This window comes from Paenibacillus sp. FSL E2-0177 (assembly GCF_037992975.1).
Classification (GTDB): domain Bacteria; phylum Bacillota; class Bacilli; order Paenibacillales; family Paenibacillaceae; genus Paenibacillus_AQ; species Paenibacillus_AQ odorifer.
This window is the reverse complement of the sequence record NZ_CP150307.1, coordinates 3309691-3331649: the sequence shown is the minus strand read 5'-3', so window position 1 is coordinate 3331649 and position 21959 is coordinate 3309691. Positions and strand designations below refer to the sequence as shown.

Here is a 21959-nt window from a genome sequence, read left to right as displayed (position 1 = left end):
CCCATGAAGTCAAATGACTTTGAGATATCGTCCTTTTAATATAAGTATGGATCAAAGTGAAGCTGAAGCTTGAGCAACTAAAGAGACCAACTGTGTAGAATCAAATGTGTCTCCTTTTCGAAGCTTCAGGGTTTTCCTTTCAGGTGGTCCCTCAAATGCTCCCTCTGGAAGCGTTAGCTCGGTTGTATTAAAGATTACAAAGCTGACTGCGTCTTTTGATGTCGAGATGGCCGCAGCGTATTTTCCATTTTTCAAAAAATGAGGTTTCTTATACTGAATACGTTCCTGCACATCCGGTATAGCCTGATGAACAACCTCACGTAGTGAGGTGGACAACTCCACCTGCCATGATTCTTTTAGCGCTTCAATAAAATCGATTACTTCCTGATTCATTTTTCATCTCTCCCTTTAAGTAATTAAATGGTTTGCCTGAATAAGCGCAGTAAGTTGTTTAACAAAATCAGGAGGTCCTTTGAGATCCGACGCATCTGCTATGACGAACATAAGATGATGAAATCAACACATCTGCAAAAGAATTTCAAAAATTTAATAGTTTAAATTCCCCTTATATTAATTTCTTGTTCATGTAGTCATTATCCTTCTGGCAATTTAGAGATATCCAGCTCGTTACAAGCTAAAAGGGAAAAGCTCCTAAGAGCTTCTCCCTTTTAGCTTGTACATAAAATTAATGAATCGTTAGATTAAAACCGCTCTGAATATAATTCAGATTCGGATAAGCAATGTTGGAAGTTGTCAGGTTATTAAAGGTTGCAGCACCATTGCCTGTATAGGTGTAAATAGCTGCACCTTTATGTGGACCTGAGAACCGTGAAGTTGTTATTCCATCAAGTCCTGTACCGTTAATATTGATGTTGTTGAACACGATGTTCTCGAATCCACCACCATATCCAAATTGAATCGCATCACGCTGGGTATTAATGATGTCTATGTTATTAAATGTAACGTTCTTGATAGCATCATTTGATGCTTCAAGATCAATTGCGCCACGTTCACCCCCATAAAGATCTTTACTCGTACCACTGTTAATAATGGTTGTGTCTGAGAAAACTACACCCGTATTATTCTGGAAATGATAACCTGGAAAAACGGTATTCATACGTATGCCGGAACCACCAACTGTATCAATGATATAGTTATGATCAGCCTTATGACCACTTCCTCCAAAGAAAGCAATCGCTGCCGCACGCCAGTTATTCTCAATGGTGTTATACGAGAAGGTATTATTCACACCAGCAGGTGCACCATTTGTGTTACTGGTCCATACTGCAAGACCATCGTCACCATTATTTCGCACACTGCTATTGCGTACAATTGAATTGCTAGTTCCTTGCGAGAAGTTGATGCCGTCTGCAAGATTGTTCCGAATCCGACTGTTTTCAACTACCAGCCCGGTAGCATAAATCGCAGGTGTATGAGCGTAGTCGCCTACCCACATTCCGCATTCAAAATGCTCTACCCAGACATCATGGATAATAGAGTTGGTTCCAAAGTTATCCATAAAACCTTTGTAAATTGCATTTTGTCCATAACGTGAGCGCAAATTAGAATTCATATATACATTACTGAAATCTAGCTTACCTGAAATACGGAGTGAAATACCACCGCCCGCAGCATTAGGATTGGTGAACTGAATATTGGTGTGCCAGAGACCAGCACCAGTAATAGTGAGGTTATTGATCATATTACTAGCAGTACCAATCTCCCACATACTGCTAAGATTAAAGGTTCCTGCTGGAATATAAATAGACTTTCCGCTTGCCACGGCTGCATTTACAGTAGCTTTAAAAGCTGCCAGATCATCTTGTCCGTCGTTTGCCACAGCACCGTAATCTGTTACAGATACGGAGTTAACTGGGCGGGCAATTGCTGTTGGAACAGATTCAATTTCAATGAAATCCACACCATATTCCAAGCTATCTCCATTGTTCTTCTGGATTCGAATCTTATCCCCAGGTTGGAGGGGTGTATCCATCTTCCAGTGAACTTCATCAAAACGGAATAGTGGACGTCCAGCACTAGGTGTATCGCCAGGCATATCACCTGAGAAATACTGCCAGCTGTAGTATGAGGTTAAGGAAACTGTTTTTACTTTCGCTCCATTCACATACACATCCAGTGAACCATTCAATCCCATCCCATCTGCAGAGTCAGGCATTGTAAATCTCATAGTTACACCTGCGCCGCCTTGACCCTGTCTGACCGTCCACTCTAAGTTCGAACCATTCGAAGGAAGAGCTATATAACGCTGGCCAGAAGCCTCAGAGGCGATTAATCCTTGATCAAAGGTTGGCGCCGATTTCAATGTCGCGCCACCCCCGAGTGTAGCATCCTCGGTATCATATCGACTATACGGCATGCTTGCACCACGCGCAGCATAGACAACGAGATTAGAAACACTTACATTATTCGCTTGCTTGGCAGCTATCTCATTAGCATCCACTTCAACAGTAGTGGTGACTGTGTAGTTACCATTAATCGCTGTCCAAGTCCCTGGAATCGCTACATTAACTATTGCCCCCGCTGCTAAGGCACCGTTATAAGATCCATTATAGGTTTGAATAGTGGAACCCGCAGAGTTTTTAAGAACAACGCTTATACCATGTGAACCACTTGCAGAGGCAATGGTTCCTTGATTCTTAAGATTTACATTAAACGCTACATTGTTATTAGCAACAGGATTACTTGGTGTCCATGTAACAGTTCCCACTAAGTCAGAGCTGGACACTGGAGCGATAATAAGTGACGCTGGGTTCGTGTAGCTGTTATTCGCTTCATTTTGTTCGATAACTAGGTTGTCTTCATCAACTTTGGCACTAACTGAATACGTTGCGGCAGGCTTAACTCCTGCGGTAAGTGTCATCGATGCTGTTGTCGATGCTCCAGTTGCTAGTACACCTACCGGAGCTGAGCCTACAAGCTCATTATTTAAATAGAAATTAACAGTAGTAGCTGGAGAGCTGGCATTGCCGATATTCTTTACGATTGCGTTCAGCGTAATCGCATTAGACTCAACCGGATTCGTTGGTGACCAGGACATGCCAGTAATCACCAAATCCGGATTCGGAGCTGGAGTACCGTATACTTCAAATTCGGCGATCTGTCCAGCTGGAGCACCCGAGTTGGCAGTAATATTAAGCTGTAGACGTTTGACAGTTGCGGTAACAGGAATGGTTACTGTATTTCCTGAAGCTGGATTAAACGAATACGATTGTGCTGACACCAGATTCCCAAATGTCGTTGTGTTCTGATTGTGACCGAGCACTTGAATCGTTTGGGTACGTGCTCCCCATGCAGCGGCTGGATTTAACTTTAGAACGATGGAGGAAACGTTGTAGTTTGACCCCAGGTCAAGTATCAATGAACTAGGATTACTGCCACCTTCCCAGTATGTGTTGGTGTTGTTGTCATTAGCATTTGCTGCCACAAATGATTGCGTATTAGAAGATGCGGTAATCGATTTGCCAACCGCGATATTACTGCCCGCAACAGGTGTGGCCGTTGGCGTTGCTGTCGGTATGGCTGTTGGCGTTGGTGTGACTGTTGGTGTGGCTGTTGGCGTTGGTGTCGGTGTGACTGTTGGCGTTGGTGTGACTGTTGGCGTTGGTGTGGCTGTTGGCGTTGGTGTGACTGTAGGCGTCGGTGTGGCTGTTGGCGTTGGTGTGGCTGTTGGCGTCGGTGTTGGTGTACTAGCTCCATAAATTTCGAACTCAGATACTTGCGCTGCCGGCCAACCCGTATTACCTGTTACATTCAGGCGTACATAACGAGTGCTGGTTGCTGAAAAATCAATCTTAACGGTGTTCCCTCCTGCTGAAGGATTGAACACATAATCAGCTGAACCAACAATGTCAGTGAATGTAGATCCATTTGTGCTGCCTTGAACGGCGAGTGTTTGCGTACGCGTCTCCCAGCCCGTTGGAAGCTTCAATACGATTTGGTCAATACTTGTCTCTGTACCGAGATCTACTTGGATCCATTGCGGAAATGCATTATTGCTGCTTTCCCAATACGTCTCTTGATTGCTGTCTTTCACATTGTTTGGACTATACGTTTGTGATTGACCACTAGCCGTCACAGTTTTGCCCAGCGTCAAATTCGCGCCACCAGAGGCACTAACAAATGTGAACGGACCCGCTGCCAGGTATAAACTTGAAATCAACAGGGTTACTACAAGCGACCATACGACATACTTGTTGCGCATTATAATCCTCCTCTTAATGTAGATACTCACTAACGTGTCGCCTTATCGGAGTGCTCAAATGATAGCGTTTACAATCAAATTCATCTCAGAGCACATTAAATAACAACCGATCCTCCTTTCAATGTGAGACACTCTCATTATAGAGAAAGAGCGGATCAAGCTATAAGATGTAATTCTACGGAAAAGATATGTGATACCAATATCGCGAAACTACCCTAAATATGGAATCTATTAACATCACGTCCATCAAATAAAGGCCTGATTTCTCAGGCCCTAGTTTTTTATGAAGATTAACTTGTCGTTTTAAGTTCTTTTTCATTAGCTGAATCTGGAGAGTTTAATAAAACCACACCTCCAACTATTAATACTATGCCTGCAAGTGTAAGCATACTAAATGGATCCCCCCATATTACGATACCAACGATTGCGGTTAGAACTGTACCTACACCTGCCCAAATCGCATAAGCTAGGCTTAAAGGTAAAACTCTGAGACTTATGGACAAACTATAAAATGCGATAATAAAACCAATAATAACACCTATAGTAGGCAATATTTGTGTGAACCCTTCTGACATTTTCAGCATAGTTGTACCTATTACTTCGCTTATAATAGCTACCCCAAGTACCCAAAAACCCTTATTCTTGTTCATAACATTTCCTCCAAGCTCTAATGAGATCCACCAGAAAGTTTCATAATGACTACTCCACCAATGATAAGAATCAGGCCGAGTAGTTTTTTCAGATTGAAGTTTTCTTTATAAATGATGACTCCAATTAACGCAGTTAAAGCCGTACCTACCCCCGACCAAATAGCATAAGCCGTCCCTAGTGGAATCGTTGAAAGCGCTAAAGAAAGACAATAAAAGGCTGAACCCATGCCGAGTACGACTCCTATTGAAGGTAAAATCTTTTTAAACCCGTTAGAAACCTTAAGCATGGAGCTACCAAATACCTCGCAGATAATCGCTGTTGCCAGTAACACATATGAATTCAACAATAGCCCCTCCTTACTCCGTCATGTTTATTAATTCTTGAATTACTTTATCTCGTAAATCCTTATCTAAAGCTCCTAATCCGAACATTTCTGAATACCATAAACCGTCCGCTGCCAGCCTGACAATTGTGGAACGTACAGGATCTATTCCATCGTTCTCTATATTGTTTTGCCATACTGAGTATTGATCTTGAAATTTCTTAAGGATATCCGGATTCGTAAAAAGAGCAGCCGAAAGCGCGGTGCTAATCTCTTGCTCTTCCTTAAGATCGTCGTCAATCGCCTGAACAAACGCTCGTCCCCACTTCCCCGTTTCTCTAGATGCATTCGCTACTCTTTCTTGAACATTACTGAAAAAATCACTTGTTAACTCTTCCACCATACTTTTTATTAAAGCTTCCTTATTCGGAAAATGGTGCAGCAGTCCACCTTTACTGACCCCCGCTTCTTTGGCAACGGCTTCAAGCGTAAGCTTCTCCACCCCATTATTTTTAACTACTATAGAAGCTGCTAATAAAATACTACTTCGTTTTGAATTACTGTTCACGATAATCACCTCTGTTATTTACTATACCGTCTGGACGGTTTTATTGTCAAATAAAAAATCATTACCTTAGATCAAAAAAAGCCTGGTAATCCAGGCCTCCAACATTTTTAAAGCAATTCACATTAAATTTTTAATATACCAAGCATCACAAGCGAAATGCTCCGACCCCGCAAGCGGTTCATCCAAAAGCTCAAATCCATTTTTCATATAGAAACGGTTAGCTGCGTGCATGTTTTGAAGTGTCTCCAAATAACATTGGTTGTAATGAAGCTTAGCAAAGTCCAACGCTGTATTTAAAAGTTCTTTGGCTATCCCGTTACCTCTAATCGACTGAGATAAATACATTTTTTGCAACTCACATATCTTGTCATCATTCCCGAAAGGAGCAATGCCACAACCCCCTAATACTTCCCCTCCCTCTTCGACAACCCAATAAGCCCGATTCTCACTATGATTATAATCATCTGATAAATGATGCAGGCTGTCATCCTCCCAGGCTAGACCCGAGCGATTCCCGCCAAACTCAATTAGGCAGTCCCTAATGACCTTTTCAATGGAGCTATTATCTTTCATTTGTAATAGTCGGATATTCATGAGTAACGTTCTCCTATCTTTCGATTAGCTTTCTTCAGTTATTATATTGTATCAAGCTTCAGAATGGATAATTATAATGGGATTCAAACATAATATAGAGAAATTTATTTAGGAGGGGCTTCAATGAAAATGGCAGCTAAGCAACTCTCGATTGCAGCATTAGGCGGGGTTCATGAAATTGGTAAAAATATGTATATCCTGCAATACGCAGATGATATTGTTGTCATTGATTGCGGCTCTAAATTCCCAGATGAAAGTCTCTTAGGGATTGACCTAATTATTCCTGATGTTTCGTATTTATTAAATAATATTGATAAGGTACAAGCGTTGGTGGTGACTCACGGACATGAGGATCATATCGGCGGGATTCCTTACCTGCTTAAACAGTTGAATATCCCAATATATGCTTCCCGTTTAACCTTAGGATTAATCGAAAATAAACTTAGGGAACATGGAATTTTACGACAAACGAAACTCCATTGTATTAATTCAGAATCTACGTTAACCCTGGGAGCCATTACTACAACATTTTTTAATACAAATCATAGTATTCCAGATTGCCTTGGCGTAGTATTCGATACACCTGAAGGTATCGTAGTTCATACGGGAGACTTCAAATTTGACATGACGCCTGTCAACAAGCAGTATCCAGATATACATAAAATGGCCGATATTGGGAAAAACGGTGTAAAGATCTTGCTGTCAGAAAGCACTAATGCTGAGCGTCCTGGCTTCACCCCTTCTGAAAAGCTTGTTGGCGCTCACATAGAAGAAGCCTTTTTAAAAGCAGACCGTAGAATTTTTATTTCTACCTTCGCCTCAAATGTACATCGTCTACAGCAGATCATTGATGCTTCTCACTTAACTGAACGTAAATTGACCTTACTCGGCAGAAGTATGGTAAATGTAGTCAGAGTGGCCCAAGAACTCGGTTATTTGAACATTCCGGACGATATGCTGATCGAACCTGCAGAAGCTGCTAAGCTCACTCCGGCACAGGTAACTGTTTTATGTACAGGCAGTCAAGGAGAGCCCATGGCCGCACTATCCCGCTTAGCGAACTCAAGCCATCGATTGATGGAGATCCAGGCTGGGGACACTGTGCTGCTCGCAGCCAATCCCATCCCGGGGAATGAACGGAATGTTTCAAGGATTGTCGATAATTTATATATGCTGGGCGCTAAAGTTATCTATGGTTCACGCAGTGAGCTTCACGTCTCCGGGCATGGCAGCCAAGAGGAGCTTAAGCTAATGCTGACTCTAATGAAACCTGAATACTTTATTCCGATTCATGGTGAATACCGTATGCTGCATCATCACAGCTTGTTAGCGGAGGCGGTAGGCGTCAAACCGGAAAATATCTTTATTCTAAAAAATGGAGACATCGTTGAGTCATCGTCTGGTGTTGTCCGCCAATCCGGTCGAGTGACTGCTGGGCAAATTCTAGTGGATGGCCTTGGGATCGGAGATATTGGAAATGTTGTGCTTCGCGATCGTCGCCAGCTGTCAGCAGACGGCATTCTGATTACAGTGATTACACTGAGCCAAACCGATGGACGTCTATTAAACGAGCCAGACACTATTTCCAGGGGATTCGTTTATGTCCGTAACTCCGATAATTTAATGGACGAGATCAACCAGCATGTAACATCGACCCTTAAAAAAATGAACGAAACGGATCTCGGCCAATGGAATATCATCAAGCAGACCATCAAAGAATCATTAAGTAAGTTCCTATACGAAAAAACGAAACGGCGGCCAATGATTCTTCCAATCATCATTGAGGTTTAATAAAAAGGAGTTCCCGTGGGGAGCTCCTTTTCTCTTCGTATCCAGTTGTAGAGGATAGATTTTAACTATATTTTAACTAAATTGCGCCCATGTATTCATCTTGATACATTCTGTCGCCATATTCCGTTGAATATTAATAATTTGCTCCAACTGGGAAACTCGATCTTGAAGCTTTAGGTTAGTTGGATCCGTTTTTAACTGTGCGGCCAATGAAAAGTATTGAGGCACTTCCCAGACACAACGTAAAGCAGTGCCTAAACAATAACCATATCTTGCAAGGGACTCGTCCCCCTGCCATCCTGAATCTTTTAATCCCTCGATATAGTTTTGGAATAAAGACTCTTTATATTCCTCGTAGCGATAATTAGGAAAAACTCCTAAGCTCATATTTACGCCAAACATTTTGCCAAGGTCTTCACCTATCCCCGATATACTCATAAATTGCCAGTCAATTAATATTAGCCGTTCGCCGTCCGTATCACTTTGAGTTAGCAGCATATTCATTTGACTGAGGTCTTGGTGTGCAAGCACTCGCGGCAAGCTATTCAAAGAACGCAACCTTCTGTCAATCTGGTCTGTGAAGTCTTGGAACCATGTCCAGATACTACGTTCATTATCATTGTGTAATTGATTTATATATTTTGCTGGATTAGGGGCGTAGATTTTACTCGAGGTAGTCCATGATTTAAGCCAGTTTCTGCAAATCCACTTCTCATCAGGAATTTTTTTTCCTGTCAGATAAGTTCCATTGAAACGACCTAACTGTTCAGCGATGTAATCAAACTGTTCCTTTGTGTAAGCATATTCCCCATCTATTCGTTCCATCCATAACCATACGGTACCATCTGCTTGTTCCTCAACAAGATAACACTTAGGTGCCTTGATTGAGCTAGGAAGCTCGTCGAGAATCTTGGATTCAAAGACTAGAGCTTCTCGTCGCCAGTAATTGTGATGCTGAAGATTATCTTTCTCCGCACTATCTGGCTTGATTATCTTTAATATGATTGACCATGGAAGCTGCTTATGATTAATAGATGCAAAACCGCTTAGACGAAAGATACCCGCTGTTGTAAAGTTAGGTGTTTTATAATCTAAATCTTCACATGTAAAATTGACTATCTTTGCTTCGGATTCTTCAAAAATCCGCTGAACACAGCTGTTAAGCTGATCCATTTTATTCTCTAGCACATAGACCCTCCCTGTCTCTGTTAAGATCCCATTCTATTCCGCTAAAAAAAGCCTATGAAGCGTAACAGATTCGTTATCACTCATAGGCTTGTTCATCAAAGACTTACTTATTAGAATACTTTCGTTGTCCAATCTTCGCAATTCCAGATATCGGTTACGATGTCCTGATAAAAATCGGGTTCGTGAGAAATCATAAGAATGCTTCCTTTGTATGCTTTTAGAGCGCGTTTCAGTTCATCTTTGGCATCGATATCCAAGTGGTTCGTTGGCTCATCTAATACAAGAATATTAGTTTCGCTATTAATCAGCTTACATAGACGAACTTTAGCTTTTTCCCCACCACTTAGTACAGCAATCTTACTCTCAATATGCTTCGTGGTTAATCCGCATTTAGCTAGAGCAGCACGTACTTCGAATTGTGACAGAGACGGGAATGTATCCCAGATTTCCTCAATACAAGTCTTGTAATTGCCTTCCTTCATCTCTTGCTCAAAATAGCCAATCTCCTGATGATATCCACGTTCTACTGAACCAGACAATGCAGAGATTTCACCTAAAATACTGCGCAGCAATGTTGTTTTACCAATTCCGTTTGCCCCAACCAACGCGATCTTCTGTCCACGCTCCATCAACAAATTAAGCGGTCTGGACAATGGAGAGTCGTAGCCGATAACCAATTCTTTTGCTTCGAAAATCATCTTGCCGGCAGTTTTACCTTCTTTAAAGTTAAACTGTGGTTTCGGTTTCTCCTTGGCAATCTCGATGATCTCCATCTTGTCGAGCTTCTTCTGTCTGGACATCGCCATGTTACGGGTAGCCACGCTGGCTTTGTTACGAGCTACGAAATCCTTCAGCTCTGCTATTTCTTGCTTTTGGCGATTATAAGCAGACTCAAGCTGTTGTTTTCTCATTTCGTAGACTTGTTGGAACTGCTCATAATCCCCCACATAACGGGTCAGCTTTTGATTTTCCATATGGTAGATCAGGTTGATAACACTGTTCAAGAATGGCATATCATGTGAGATCAGAATAAAAGCATTATCATACTCTTGAAGGTAACGTCTCAGCCATTCAATATGCTGCTCATCCAGATAGTTCGTAGGCTCATCGAGGAGCAAAATATCTGGTTTTTCAAGCAATAGCTTAGCAAGCAAGATTTTGGTACGTTGACCACCACTAAGATCGGCTACATCGCGATCCAATCCAATGTCAGTGATCCCTAGTCCACGCGCGGTTTCTTGTACTTTCGCATCGATCATGTAAAAGTCTTGATTTGTAAGTGTATCTTGGATGGTACCTACTTCTTCAAGCAGCTTTTCCAGCTCTTCAGGTGAAACGTCACCCATTCTGCCATACATATCGTTCATCTCTTGCTCAAGATCGAACAGGTACTGGAAAGCACTTCTGAGTACATCTTGAATCGTCATTCCTTTGGTTAACACTGCATGCTGATCGAGGTAGCCAACACGCACCCGCTTGGACCATTCGACTTTACCTTCATCAGGTTGCAGTTTGCCTGTAACAATATTCATAAAAGTGGATTTTCCTTCGCCGTTAGCGCCGAATAATCCGATATGCTCGCCTTTTAGGAGACGGAATGAAACATCCTTAAAGATCGCACGATCTCCAAAGCCATGACTTAATCCTTCAACATTTAATATGCTCATTTATGGACACCTTTTTCTTATTTTTCTCGCTATATTATAAGCAGGATTAGCTAAAAACTCAATGGAGAAGCAAAAAAATATCATTTTATGGGCTAATCCGTGAGCAATTTTAGTTTTGTGGACCGTCACTTGCCGAGAATGGGATTACGCTGGCGATTGCTCGTCATCTTTTATATGATAGTATGCATAGATACACATTGGAGTTGACTTGAGAACTAAGGAGAATTAGAAATGAATAAACTTGTATTTTTTCTTGGTCCAGCTGGAGCAGGCAAAACAACGTTAGCTAAAGCGATTGCTTCGCGGCGCAAAATACCTTTTTTCGATATGGATATTCTACTACGGCCTGCTGCTGACGCGATAATGACTTTACACGGACTGGATCCGGCAGATAGAGACTCAGCTGAGTACAAAAGATTATGCCGCGATTTAGGTTATCGAATCACTATGGATGCTGCGCTGGATAATATAGGCTTGGACGTCGATGCTTTTGTAGTTGGTCCCTTTACCAAAGAGGCAGCCAATCCTGACTGGATCAGCCATGAGTTAGCTCGGATCGGGCGTTCTCTTCATGATGTTGAGGTCAAGGTTGTCTTGGTAGGGTTAGCCAACGAGGAATTGTACCGGGAACGAATTCAAGACAGACAATCACCACTTGATGAATGGAAGTTCCAGCATTGGAATGAATTCCGCACTTCTCTTGGCAACCGTACGGTAGAATGGCCGCTCCCGGCTGAAAATATTGCGTTGATCGACAATTCTAACCCGGATATCAATGCTACTGTTGCGGCAGTAGAACGATTTATTTACGGCTAAACTTTCGGACCCAGATGGCCTTATTTACACATTTAGCACCTTTTGTACAGAGGTTCGGACCCCAGTGCAGCTATTCGTTAGAAAAGTGTGCTTGGGGCGTGGTTTTCGTGCCAATAGCGACTATGCGGTCCGATAGAATTGCAAAAGTGCGATAATGCTGCGTTTAGGGTCAGCTGAGTCCGTTAGCTACTGCGTCACCCGTAAAATAATGAGAGCAAACGATGTTTGTGGCTTTGACGAAGAGTTTTGGTTAGACTATCGGTCTCAGATGACCTTATTTCCACATTTATCACCTTTTGTGCAGAGTTTCGGACCCAGTGCAGCTATTCGTTAGAAAAGTGTGCTTGGGGCGTGGTTTTCATGCCAATTGCGACTATGCGGTCCGATAGAATTGCAAAAGTGCGATAATGCTGCGTTTAGGGTCAGCTGAGTCCGTTAGCTGCTGCGTTCGCGTCAAATAATGAGAGCAAACGATGTTTGAGGCTTTGACGAAGAGTTTTGGCTAAACTTTCGGACCCAGATGGCCTTATTTACACATTTAGCACCTTTTGTACAGAGGTTCGGACCCCAGTGCAGCTATTCGTTAGAAAAGTGTGCTTGGGGCGTGTTTTTCGTGCCAATAGCGACTATGCGGTCCGATAGAATTGCAAAAGTGCGATAATGCTGCGTTTAGGGTCAGCTGAGTCCGTTAGCTGCTGCGTCCCCCGTAAAATAATGACATCAAACGATGTTTGAGGCTTTGACGAAGAGTTTTGGCTAAACTTTCGGACCCAGATGATCTTATTTCCGCTTATATCCCCTTTTCTGCAAAGTTTCGGACCGCAGATGACGTTATTCCCAGAATTCTTTTATTGAATATACTTCTGACTGACCAAATCATCAGCAAGCACCGCGGTTGGTATCACAAATTCAACGGAGCCCATATAACCAGGTGCGACATCGTATTTGTTAAACACAATCACAAGCTTACCTTCGGTGTTGATATAAAAGCTCTGATCCTTCGTAATGGAGGTAAACTGATCCGTTGGCACATCATCGCCATACTCAGGGATCCAGTAAACTTTCTCAGAGTCTGCTTTCATTTGAGCAATCATCTGTTCTTTAATATTTTCACTGATGCGTTCAATGTATTGATCATCTTTAAATAGCATTGGCAATGTAATAAGGATCTGGTTCACTTTGTCTATCGTATCAAAAGTAACTTCCATTGAAGATGAACCAGCGGTTTCCTCAACATATCTGCCAATGGAGAAAATGCGCTCATTATCCGTTTTCACTTCATAACCTACATCCAGCCCCAAATGGCCCCCACCTTGTTCCTTCAACGCTTCGATCTCCGCTTGGAACTTTTCGTATAGTGCTTTATTCTCACTTAAATATTTGCTGTTCAATCCAAGCTCCAGTTCTTTGTTTTCCATATCGGTAACGGCTGGAACCTTGATATTAGCATCGTAGTTCTCTTCTTCTACAACGTATTCTTTAATAGTTAGTACTTTTATTATCCGATCAACGCCTGGAATGGAAGATAATGCACTAGCTACGGTTGTACTAGTGTTTATGGCTACTAGAAAAATAACTGCGGCCGCACCAACACTAGCCACCCACTTAGTTGTCGTGTGTTTTTTTCTATTGGCTTTAAGTGACTGCTTTATAGAGCGGTTTACAATCAAATCAAGTTCTTCCGGAATGGGAATATCGGTATACTCTTTATGTAATTCTTGTATTCTTTCGTCCATCTTACTTTATCTCCTTTAAGGCTTCATCATTCAGCTTCACCCGCAATAACTGAAGGGCCTGATACAGCCTTGTCTTTATTGTATTGGTGTTCTCGTTAAGAACTTCAGCCACTTCATTAATCTTCATATCCTCAAAATATCTAAGCACAATCACACTTCGGTATTTCGCCGGCAGCTCTTCCAGTGTTCTTTTCAAATCCATATCTGTATAGCTATCCTCAACAGCCGGACTATAGGTTTCTATTATCTCTGGCTCCATCGTCTGAACCTTCTTGTTTCTGCGCAAAAAGTCTAAGGAAGTATTCACGACAATCCTGTAAAACCAGCTTTTCACGGCATCGTGATCCTTTAGCAAATCCATTCGTGTCATCGCTTTATAAATAGAATCCTGCACAATGTCGAGGGCATCCTCTTTGTTTTTCACATAACTGTAAGCAAGCCGGTATACATTTTCTTTGTTTTCTTTGATACATCGCGTCAATATTTTCTCGGTTTTCCTATTCAACATGGTCGATTATCCTTCTCTGTTTGTGATCTGGTGTTGTAACAGGAGTAAGACGTTTGGTGAGTATAAAAAAGTTTGGAGATTCCAAATAAATTATTTATTTTCTTTTTCCAAAGCTTTAATTAGAATTGATGCATAATACTTGGCACCCTCACGTTTCAAATGAACACCATCTTTGTAGAAGTAGTCGTCTTTTCCTTCACTAGCTGAGTACCAGTCTACTATGGTCGTATTCCTGAATTCACTGGAAACTTTTGAAAGGGTGGAATTCACAGTCTGCTCCCACTTTCTCGGCACACGTGTATTGACCAAAATAATCTGCTCCGCATCGCTTAACGAGTTTAGTAGTTTACGTAATTGCTTGGAGTTAAAGGCTCCATTCGTCCCCAGCTCTATGATCATCCGCTTCCCTAACCGTCCTTGTGCTCTAAGCTGATCAATTACCTCCTGTGCCTGCATCATCTGTCTGCCGACCTTTCCATCGATGACAATACCAGGGAGACTTTCTACTAAAAACGGTGCTGCATCCAAAATGACAGAATCGCCAATGGCCGTAATATTCTTTCCGGTTTGATTTTTCTCGGTTACCGCTATGTTTCCTTCTGGTTCAACTTGTTGCTCTTCAGTGTCAGGTTTTTGCTTCTCAACATCAGTCGTATATTTTTCTGCGGGTGGTGCCAATGAATTGTGATCTATTGGATCTTGCGCTGTTCTCTCTTGCTGTACATTCTGCTTATCTGCAACTTCGATTGTAGGTGTGTCAGATTCAGCATTGGATAAATATCCATTGCAGGCAATCGGAATAAGAACCAAAAAGATCATGGTCATAAGAAAGACAGGGCGGTAGCTGCGGCGTTGCTTTGCACTCCAATGGTTCCAAATATCTCTTAATGATCTCCGCCGGAGCGGCTCCTCCACATATTTGTATGATAAGGCTGCCAGTAGAAAACTTCCTGCTAACTGAAGGATAATTCGAAGCACGCCGCTCTCATCTGGATTCCCATTAGGGCTAGTAAGAATAATTACGGGATAATGCCAAAGGTATAAGCTATATGAACGTACACCTATCCATCGCAAGGGTTTACAGCCCATTTTCCGTCCAAGAGAACTGGCAGGATGAGCAAGCACAGCAATCACTACTGCAGTAATGATAGAGATGATCAAAAATCCACCCCGATATAGTGATTCATCAAACTCGTTAACCCGGTAAACTAGCACCATTAATACCAGCAGTCCCAGAGCACCAATGATATCAAACATATAACGAGATCTTTCTGTGACTGTATTTTTAAGTTTCTGACTAGGCCATGCAACGGCAAGCGCCGCTCCAATTAGAAGTGCAAATATGCGAGTATCTGTTCCATAATAGACCCTGCTTGGATCTGTGCCCGGTACATAGAACATAGCCATAGTTAAAGCTGAGACAGCAGCACAAACCAGAATCCAGGCAATAAGTTTACTTCGACGAGGTATGATCTTTAGTCCTAATACGAGCAGCAGCGGCCATAGAATATAAAACTGTTCTTCAATAGAAAGTGACCATAAATGTCCGATCGGTGATGGAGGTCCAAAGCTTTCAAAGTACGAAACATCATGAAATATTAACCACCAGTTATTAACGTAAAATAGTGATGACATGAAATCTCCTGTCAGCCCATTTAATCTCGTGGGATCTATGATTAAGAGCCATATGGTGACAACGATCAGCATGACTATCGTCGCCGGCAGCAACCTCCGTGCTCTACGTATCCAAAAGTCCAGAAGGTCCAATCTTCGATGACGCTCCCATTGGTTAATGATTTGGTCTGTGATGAGATAACCCGAGATCACAAAAAAGATTCCCACTCCCAGCAGTCCACCCCCAGCCCATTTCAAATTCAAATGATAGGCTATGACAGCGAGTACGGAAAAAGCTCTTAGTCCATCAATACCAGGCATATAACGCTTGTTGTCATTCATTCTGTTTCAGTCCTTACCCTTAATTTGTTGTTCATAGGCAGGACGCAGGAGCAGCTCAAAAAGTTCTTTAAACTGGCTAATCTGTTATCAAAAGTAAAAAACACCCGCGCAAGAATTACCCTGCTGGATGTTTTTAATAATTCTAACTACTTTTACAAACTTCTAAATGGTTATTTCTGAACTTCAACCTGTAGAATTTCTGATACGAATTGAACAGGTACATAGGTTTTGTTATCTTGCAGAACAGGTGCGGCACCTAAAGCTTTAGGAGTCATTTTTGCGAAGAAGTATGAATCTTTGTTAAGCGTAACACTTGTCCACTGCGCTCCTTTCATCAACTCAGCGGTTTTGGTAGACTGATTCCATTTCAATTCATAGTTTAGTTGACTGGCCACATCACGAAGCGATACCATGAGCACGCCTTTCTTATTCGTGAAAGTAGCTACTTTTTTCAAATCTAGCTTAGTTGTATCCGTTGAACTATGATTTAAGCTGAACCGAAACTCTGGTGAACCTACATAACCTGGTGCAATGCTGTATTTAGGGAATACGATTACTAAGTCACCTTTATCGATATAGAACGACTGCTCAGTTGAAGTTCCTGTGTACTCTTCTAAGAAATCCTTATCTGAATCCTTTTTAATCTCTGCCAGAATGTCTGCATCGAGCTTCTCTTTGTAGTTAGCGCCCAGTAGATCCGTTAGTGCAACAGGTTCTGCCTCAGCTATATTTTTCACATTATAAGTATCGATCCGCGGCATGCTTGTTCCACCTTCAGAACCTTCAGTAGTAACAGTCAAGGAGATAACGCCTGCTGGAGAACCTGTTCCATCTGATTTCAGATCATAAGTAATGTAAAGAGTATAAGGATGAAATTCCATTTGATCAGCTTGTGCTTTTTTGCCCATTTCTGCGGCGTCTTTCTCCCACTGTGCCAGATCCTTTTCAGCATGAGAGAGGATAATATCGTTCAGTTCATCTTGATAATGAGTATCCAGCATTCCTGTTAGCTGTGGTACTTTTAAATCTGCAATCAGGTATTTACTTGTTGTGTTAAGTACTTTTTCTTGTACTTTAATGTCAGCAAGGGCTGGTGTCTTGGACGGTAAAGCCGCAGAAACATTAGCTGTTACTTGTGTGGAAACCATAGCATGAACCGGTAAAGAAGCTGCACTCACTCCCATAATGGCTACACATCCAACTGCACTCATTTTAAATAGATTTTTTGTTCTTTTGTTCATATCTCGTCATCCTCCATCTCTATTTATAAGTGCCTTCCGATGACACTCATTAGCTAGGACGCAGGAGGACCTCTAAAAAGTTTGCTGGTTTTCTAATTTAAATATAATTTTTTCAACTTCTGTACCCCGTAACTCTACGTAAAAAGGCTGCACCTTATCATTTAGACAATACTCCAGCCGCAGTCTGAGGTTTTTCCATGTGACCATTTCCAATGCTTGTTCTATCGAAAAAAAACCAACTTCTAAGCTCTCGGAACTAGTAGCAGGTTCGCCGCCGATGGCTTTCCCTAGAAATAGGTTAGTACAAATAGATCGATCAACATTTTGAAAAACTCCGCAGAACTTATTTATCTCTATATCAATGCCCGATTCTTCTTTGGCTTCCCTGATTGCTGCTTCTATAAGGGACTCCTCCTCTTCAACCTGTCCACCTGGCAACTCCCAGCCTCTACGTGGACCTTTTATTAATAAGATTTCTTCTTGATCATTGAATACAACTGTAGCTGCTGAAAGAATATGTTTGGGGGGATTCATATCCATTGTTACCTCGCTCTAAATTTATTCTAAGCCCTAATTTATTCTGAATACAGGTCCTTTGGGTGAGAAAGGTAAGTCATTTCCCTTGGGCAAAATATAAGCATGGTCTCTTTTAATGGTCAGCTTGTCACAATAACCATCTGTAATAATTAGAAGTGGTCCTTTTTTCGGAAAATCCTCAGCTTGTTGAATCAAATCAATAGCTGGTTGTAAGATCGTTCCCCCTCTTCCCTTCACTTGTACCCGATCCGCGATAGCCTCCGGGGGCATGAAACCTGCATCATAAGGACAAGCATCACAAAAGATAATCCGTGCAAAAGGAACATCACGAGCCTGCGCATAACTTGAAATGGCTCCTAATGCTTTGGCCAGAAGCTTTTTATCCATTGAGCCTGAGGTATCTAAAATAACTCCAAAAGTACGGCCATCATCTGCAGCACCGCTATGAACCCACTGTGGTCGAGGGATATCAGGTGTAGAAGATTGACGTCTGCTAATTCGTGAATAAGATCTGGTCTTCTCAAGCGGTGAGAAATAATGATCAAACCACCGAGCAAGCTCTACATCCCATTTAATAGGTGGCTGGCCTAGCGCTCTAATCTCTTCAACTAGGCCTGATGGCAAAAGACCGCGGCTTTGCTCTTCATGATACATAAGTCCTTGTTGCATAGCATTTTTACAGAAATCATCTAGTGTCTGTCCTTCTCTCGCATCCCAAAAACTTGATGAACCGTTATCTAAAATGTCACCAAGTCCATTCCCTCTCAAGGTTGCCAGTTTCTTATAAGTGCGGATATCTCCGACCATACGATCATAAATCGTTTCAGCAGATAAACCTTTAAGCTCAGGATCTAATAAGAGTCCAATTCGCGGATACTCCCCTACACTCATTTCTACTAGCCATAGATTTATTACGTAGTCACAAGCCACATTCCAAAGATAATGATCCCGGCCAAGACATCGCTCGTGATGCTGAAGCCCCGCGTGCAGAAGCTCATGCGCCATCACGAAAATACACTCCTCATCGTTTAGTCCGGCTGCAGGGTTCATAAATATTTTGCGCTCAATAACGTCAATGGCAGCTATGGAAATATCAAATCGCCGACATATCGCTGGATCTTCTATAATCTCAAAGCCGGCGGCAAGCGCACCTAATAAAGGATATCTGTCCATAAACCATCGTTTTGCACGTTGTGGAGCGGTTAATGAAAGTGCAGGGTCACTAATAGTATTAGCATGGCCTCCAGCAACACTTACTGCATTCGTCACAGCATTAGATAACCCATAAGCAAAATAGGCTTCCCAATCCGGTGCTTTTCCCCAGTATCTTTTGGTGGTTTCTCTAACATTCATATCCAGTTTTGAAACACCCGCAGTCCCAAAATATCTGGAGGTGTCCGGAATTCCTTTTATCATAAACTGCTCGTAAAGCTGTTGTTCATCTTTAATTGTAAGATCAATTCGCGACTCCATATCTGCGGGTACTTTCCCAAGCTTCAAGTCATTTAAAAACTTTGCTATGTACACATCACATGCAACGTTCCACGCCACTTGATTCTCTTTAATCTTTAAATGTCCAAGACCTAAATGAAGAAAACAATGTGCCAAAACGTACATCCATTCAGCAACCTCGCCACGCCGTTTAGGATGAGTGTAAATATAACCGTTATTAGTGACAATTGCCCAGCCGTCTTCAGGATAGGGACTATTTTCATTATGAATAATCGAAGCTCGAACAGATAACGGCGCAAAAATAGGATGATCCGCGATTAACGAACATGCTTCATTAAAATTTTTCAAAGCGGGATTATCTGGAGTTGTTTTTTTAGCCATATTTACCCCCGCTCTTTTATTGCAAGACGTGGTAAATCACGTACAATTTCAACCATTAACCAATCTGGAATATTATCACTTTGCTCCTGCTTAGCAACTACTAGCTGTGCAATTTCAAAGCTAATGACGGACAGGTCTTTAATCAGCTTTTTAACAGTGTGTGCAAATTGGCGATGTCCATCTCGTACGTTATCTTTAATCGGAGGGAGTTCTTTGATAATCTGGGCACGCAAGGATTGCGCCAGGAAATACAGGAGATCCCGATCTTCTGGAGCCGTTGGAAATGAGGATTTACCATCTATAATTTGATTAAGTTCATATTTTCCAGTTAGATTTTTATAAAAAGCCCTGAATTGTGTGGCGTGAGCAGGTGTCAGTGAACCATTCGCTAAAATCCCCACGGTATCCGCATTTATATCATCGCCAAACTCATGTAGTGCATCACTAAGCATATGCCAAGAGCGTGGCGTGGAGAAAGGCTCTTCAGTCTTTGGAGGTGCACTCCACAAATGATCGGGACGCAATTCCAGATATTCAATAACCATAGGATGAATGCTATGCTCATATGCCCAAGAGATCCAATTTTGAAACGATACATTTAACTGTATATGGAACATCCGATTGATAAGCGCGGATGACATAGGTTTAACAATTGCACTATCTTGTGCACGGTTACCAGCTCCTATTACTATAGAGCCCTCAGGTAGGTGATAATCGCCTATGCGGCGTTCGTGGATGAGACTATAAAAAGCTTTTTGCACTTCTTGAGAACAGGCATTAAGCTCGTCCAGGAACAAACAATAAGGTTCATCCCGAGCAATCATTTTTGGAGGACAGAATTGGCTCTTACCGTTAACGATTTGCGGGACTCCAATGATGTCTTCAGGTGCTAATTGAGAACCTAATAGAGACACACAAGGAAGACCCACCTGATCAGCAAAAGCTTCTACTAGCGAAGATTTCCCAATACCAGGCGCCCCCCATATAAAAACAGGGCGAATCACAGAAACGTTTAGAAGTACTTGCATAAGTTGAATAGGTGTTACAGGAGTTGCTAGATTCAAATAAATGCTCCTTTTTTAATGTAATGATAATAACGATAACTATACACAGTATAACAAATAATTCATTAGCTCAGGAACGAACTTCAACAACAGATGAATAACCCCACATCCTAGTCGAGGGTTACTATTTATTTCAGGGGAGGTTGTTGCGCAGATTTTAATAATTTCCCACCGTCATAATGTTTCCCATATTTTTTCACTATTTCTTTAATTTCATTATCTTCAGGAATTGAGTTTGAGATTTTCCATGTTAAAAAGTAAGCCTGTACTTTCCCGCCATAAAAAACCCATGAAAAAAATCTCATAGCAAATTTATGTGCACCTTTTTTCCTGAAATTATTCATGGAGCTTCCTTTTTTCCACACCGTTATAGTCTGCCCGACACCTCCCTGAAGTTGTCCAGAGAGCTCAGCATATAGGAGATTTTCATTTTTCTGAAGTTGCTTCTTAACGAAATTATTAATAGTTCCATTAATCATAATTCTGAATATATTGAAATTTTCTCCTCGTGTTACTGAGATAATCGCCGTTTGGGGTAACTCTACATCTCTATCGCCTAAAGTGAACTTTGCACCGTACTTATTGTTTGGATCTTGATGCTTAACCCATTCTCTCAATATAAACTCCCCCGATCCTTTCCCTATATATATTATCAACCCACTCTATTTCATTCGAAAAAACAAACCTTTTCTTGACGAGATATAAAAAAGGATGATATATTGTTTCACGCTTTAATAATTAAGTAGTTAATCATTTAGTTGTTATCTAAAATTTAATGGAATTACTTATTCCGCCCTATTTCATAACTTTAGGAGGCGTGATTTGGCTAATAATGAAGATTTTCTTCAGATATCTACTATGTTCAAATCCTTTTTAAAAGGAATCTCTCAAGATTGGAACAAACAAGACTACCCCCTAAATATTACACAGTTCAAAACCCTCAGGACTTTATCTAAGAACGGTCCACAAAACGTATCACAGATTGCTGCAGCTCTTGGTATTACCTCAGCAGCAATTACAGGCGTAACAGACCAATTAATCGCTGAAGATTACGTAAATAAGGAACGCGCCAAGGATGATCGAAGAGTGGTACACATCACCATTACGCAGAAAGGAGAAGCAACGATTAAAGAGGTGCAGGAACGCCATCAAGAACTTATGGAATCTTACTTTAAGATACTGCCCGATGAAGATATTGAGCATTTAAGAAGAATTTTCGCAGTTATAATTTCTGATTTAGACAAGAGATAAAATTTAAAAAGTGG

19 protein-coding genes are annotated in these 21959 nt (G+C 41.6%); 3 read left to right on the top strand and 16 right to left on the bottom strand.

Annotated features, from left to right (window positions below):
- Positions 1 to 51: 51 nt before the first annotated feature.
- From MHI25_RS15020 to MHI25_RS14995, 6 genes are all read right to left on the bottom strand, one after another.
- Positions 52 to 393, bottom strand: coding sequence for a DUF1801 domain-containing protein (locus MHI25_RS15020; protein ID WP_076278427.1), 342 nt, complete (start codon positions 391 to 393; stop codon positions 52 to 54).
- A 292-nt stretch (positions 394 to 685) separates the two neighbouring features.
- A complete protein-coding gene (locus MHI25_RS15015; RefSeq protein ID WP_340395600.1) occupies positions 686 to 4222 on the bottom strand; it encodes a discoidin domain-containing protein in 3537 nt (1178 codons plus the stop codon).
- A gap of 290 nt (positions 4223 to 4512) precedes the next feature.
- The gene (locus tag MHI25_RS15010) at positions 4513 to 4872 is read right to left on the bottom strand and encodes a multidrug efflux SMR transporter (protein WP_076217536.1); all 360 of its coding nucleotides are present in this window, start codon (positions 4870 to 4872) and stop codon (positions 4513 to 4515) included.
- 17 nt (positions 4873 to 4889) lie between these two features.
- A complete protein-coding gene (locus MHI25_RS15005; RefSeq protein WP_036677974.1) occupies positions 4890 to 5216 on the bottom strand; it encodes a multidrug efflux SMR transporter in 327 nt (108 codons plus the stop codon).
- A 13-nt stretch (positions 5217 to 5229) separates the two neighbouring features.
- Complete coding sequence (locus tag MHI25_RS15000; RefSeq protein ID WP_076125775.1) at positions 5230 to 5763, bottom strand: TetR/AcrR family transcriptional regulator; 534 nt, start codon at positions 5761 to 5763, stop codon at positions 5230 to 5232.
- Between the two features lie 117 nt (positions 5764 to 5880).
- Positions 5881 to 6357 carry a GNAT family N-acetyltransferase gene (locus MHI25_RS14995; RefSeq protein WP_076184542.1) on the bottom strand — a complete coding sequence of 159 codons (477 nt, stop codon included), beginning with the start codon at positions 6355 to 6357 and terminating at the stop codon, positions 5881 to 5883.
- A 129-nt stretch (positions 6358 to 6486) separates the two neighbouring features.
- On the opposite strand from MHI25_RS14995, the gene MHI25_RS14990 reads away from it, so the two are divergent.
- Positions 6487 to 8148 carry a ribonuclease J gene (locus MHI25_RS14990; RefSeq protein WP_076302129.1) on the top strand — a complete coding sequence of 554 codons (1662 nt, stop codon included), beginning with the start codon at positions 6487 to 6489 and terminating at the stop codon, positions 8146 to 8148.
- 72 nt (positions 8149 to 8220) lie between these two features.
- Here the strand turns inward: MHI25_RS14990 and MHI25_RS14985 are convergent, their stop codons facing one another.
- Complete coding sequence (locus MHI25_RS14985) at positions 8221 to 9336, bottom strand: phosphotransferase (protein ID WP_076184541.1); 1116 nt, start codon at positions 9334 to 9336, stop codon at positions 8221 to 8223.
- A 110-nt stretch (positions 9337 to 9446) separates the two neighbouring features.
- Positions 9447 to 11003, bottom strand: coding sequence for an ABC-F family ATP-binding cassette domain-containing protein (locus tag MHI25_RS14980; protein ID WP_036677991.1), 1557 nt, complete (start codon positions 11001 to 11003; stop codon positions 9447 to 9449).
- Between the two features lie 231 nt (positions 11004 to 11234).
- Here MHI25_RS14980 and MHI25_RS14975 point away from each other — a divergent pair, with 231 nt between their 5' ends.
- Entirely contained in the window at positions 11235 to 11819 is a 585-nt protein-coding gene (locus MHI25_RS14975; protein ID WP_340395599.1) for an AAA family ATPase, read from the top strand.
- Positions 11820 to 12667: 848 nt separating this feature from the next.
- Here MHI25_RS14975 and MHI25_RS14970 read toward each other — a convergent pair.
- The 8 genes from MHI25_RS14970 to MHI25_RS14935 all read right to left on the bottom strand — a co-directional run bounded on the left by MHI25_RS14970 (position 12668) and on the right by MHI25_RS14935 (position 21311).
- Entirely contained in the window at positions 12668 to 13555 is an 888-nt protein-coding gene (locus MHI25_RS14970; RefSeq protein WP_076134938.1) for an RsiV family protein, read from the bottom strand.
- Position 13556: 1 nt separating this feature from the next.
- Positions 13557 to 14063, bottom strand: a complete 507-nt coding sequence (locus MHI25_RS14965; protein WP_076125785.1) for a sigma-70 family RNA polymerase sigma factor — start codon at positions 14061 to 14063, stop codon at positions 13557 to 13559.
- 90 nt (positions 14064 to 14153) lie between these two features.
- Positions 14154 to 16019, bottom strand: a complete 1866-nt coding sequence (locus tag MHI25_RS14960) for an acyltransferase family protein (RefSeq protein ID WP_340395598.1) — start codon at positions 16017 to 16019, stop codon at positions 14154 to 14156.
- 170 nt (positions 16020 to 16189) lie between these two features.
- Complete coding sequence (locus MHI25_RS14955) at positions 16190 to 17260, bottom strand: stalk domain-containing protein (protein WP_340395597.1); 1071 nt, start codon at positions 17258 to 17260, stop codon at positions 16190 to 16192.
- Positions 17261 to 17332: 72 nt separating this feature from the next.
- Positions 17333 to 17794: an NUDIX hydrolase gene (locus MHI25_RS14950; RefSeq protein WP_076184650.1), complete on the bottom strand. Its 462-nt coding sequence runs from the start codon at positions 17792 to 17794 to the stop codon at positions 17333 to 17335.
- A 36-nt stretch (positions 17795 to 17830) separates the two neighbouring features.
- Positions 17831 to 19630: a peptidase gene (locus tag MHI25_RS14945; RefSeq protein WP_076302037.1), complete on the bottom strand. Its 1800-nt coding sequence runs from the start codon at positions 19628 to 19630 to the stop codon at positions 17831 to 17833.
- A gap of 2 nt (positions 19631 to 19632) precedes the next feature.
- The gene (locus MHI25_RS14940; protein ID WP_076125793.1) at positions 19633 to 20694 is read right to left on the bottom strand and encodes a MoxR family ATPase; all 1062 of its coding nucleotides are present in this window, start codon (positions 20692 to 20694) and stop codon (positions 19633 to 19635) included.
- 128 nt (positions 20695 to 20822) lie between these two features.
- A complete protein-coding gene (locus MHI25_RS14935; protein ID WP_340395596.1) occupies positions 20823 to 21311 on the bottom strand; it encodes a hypothetical protein in 489 nt (162 codons plus the stop codon).
- Positions 21312 to 21516: 205 nt separating this feature from the next.
- Here MHI25_RS14935 and MHI25_RS14930 point away from each other — a divergent pair, with 205 nt between their 5' ends.
- Complete coding sequence (locus MHI25_RS14930; protein ID WP_036678010.1) at positions 21517 to 21945, top strand: MarR family transcriptional regulator; 429 nt, start codon at positions 21517 to 21519, stop codon at positions 21943 to 21945.
- Positions 21946 to 21959 lie beyond the last annotated feature (14 nt).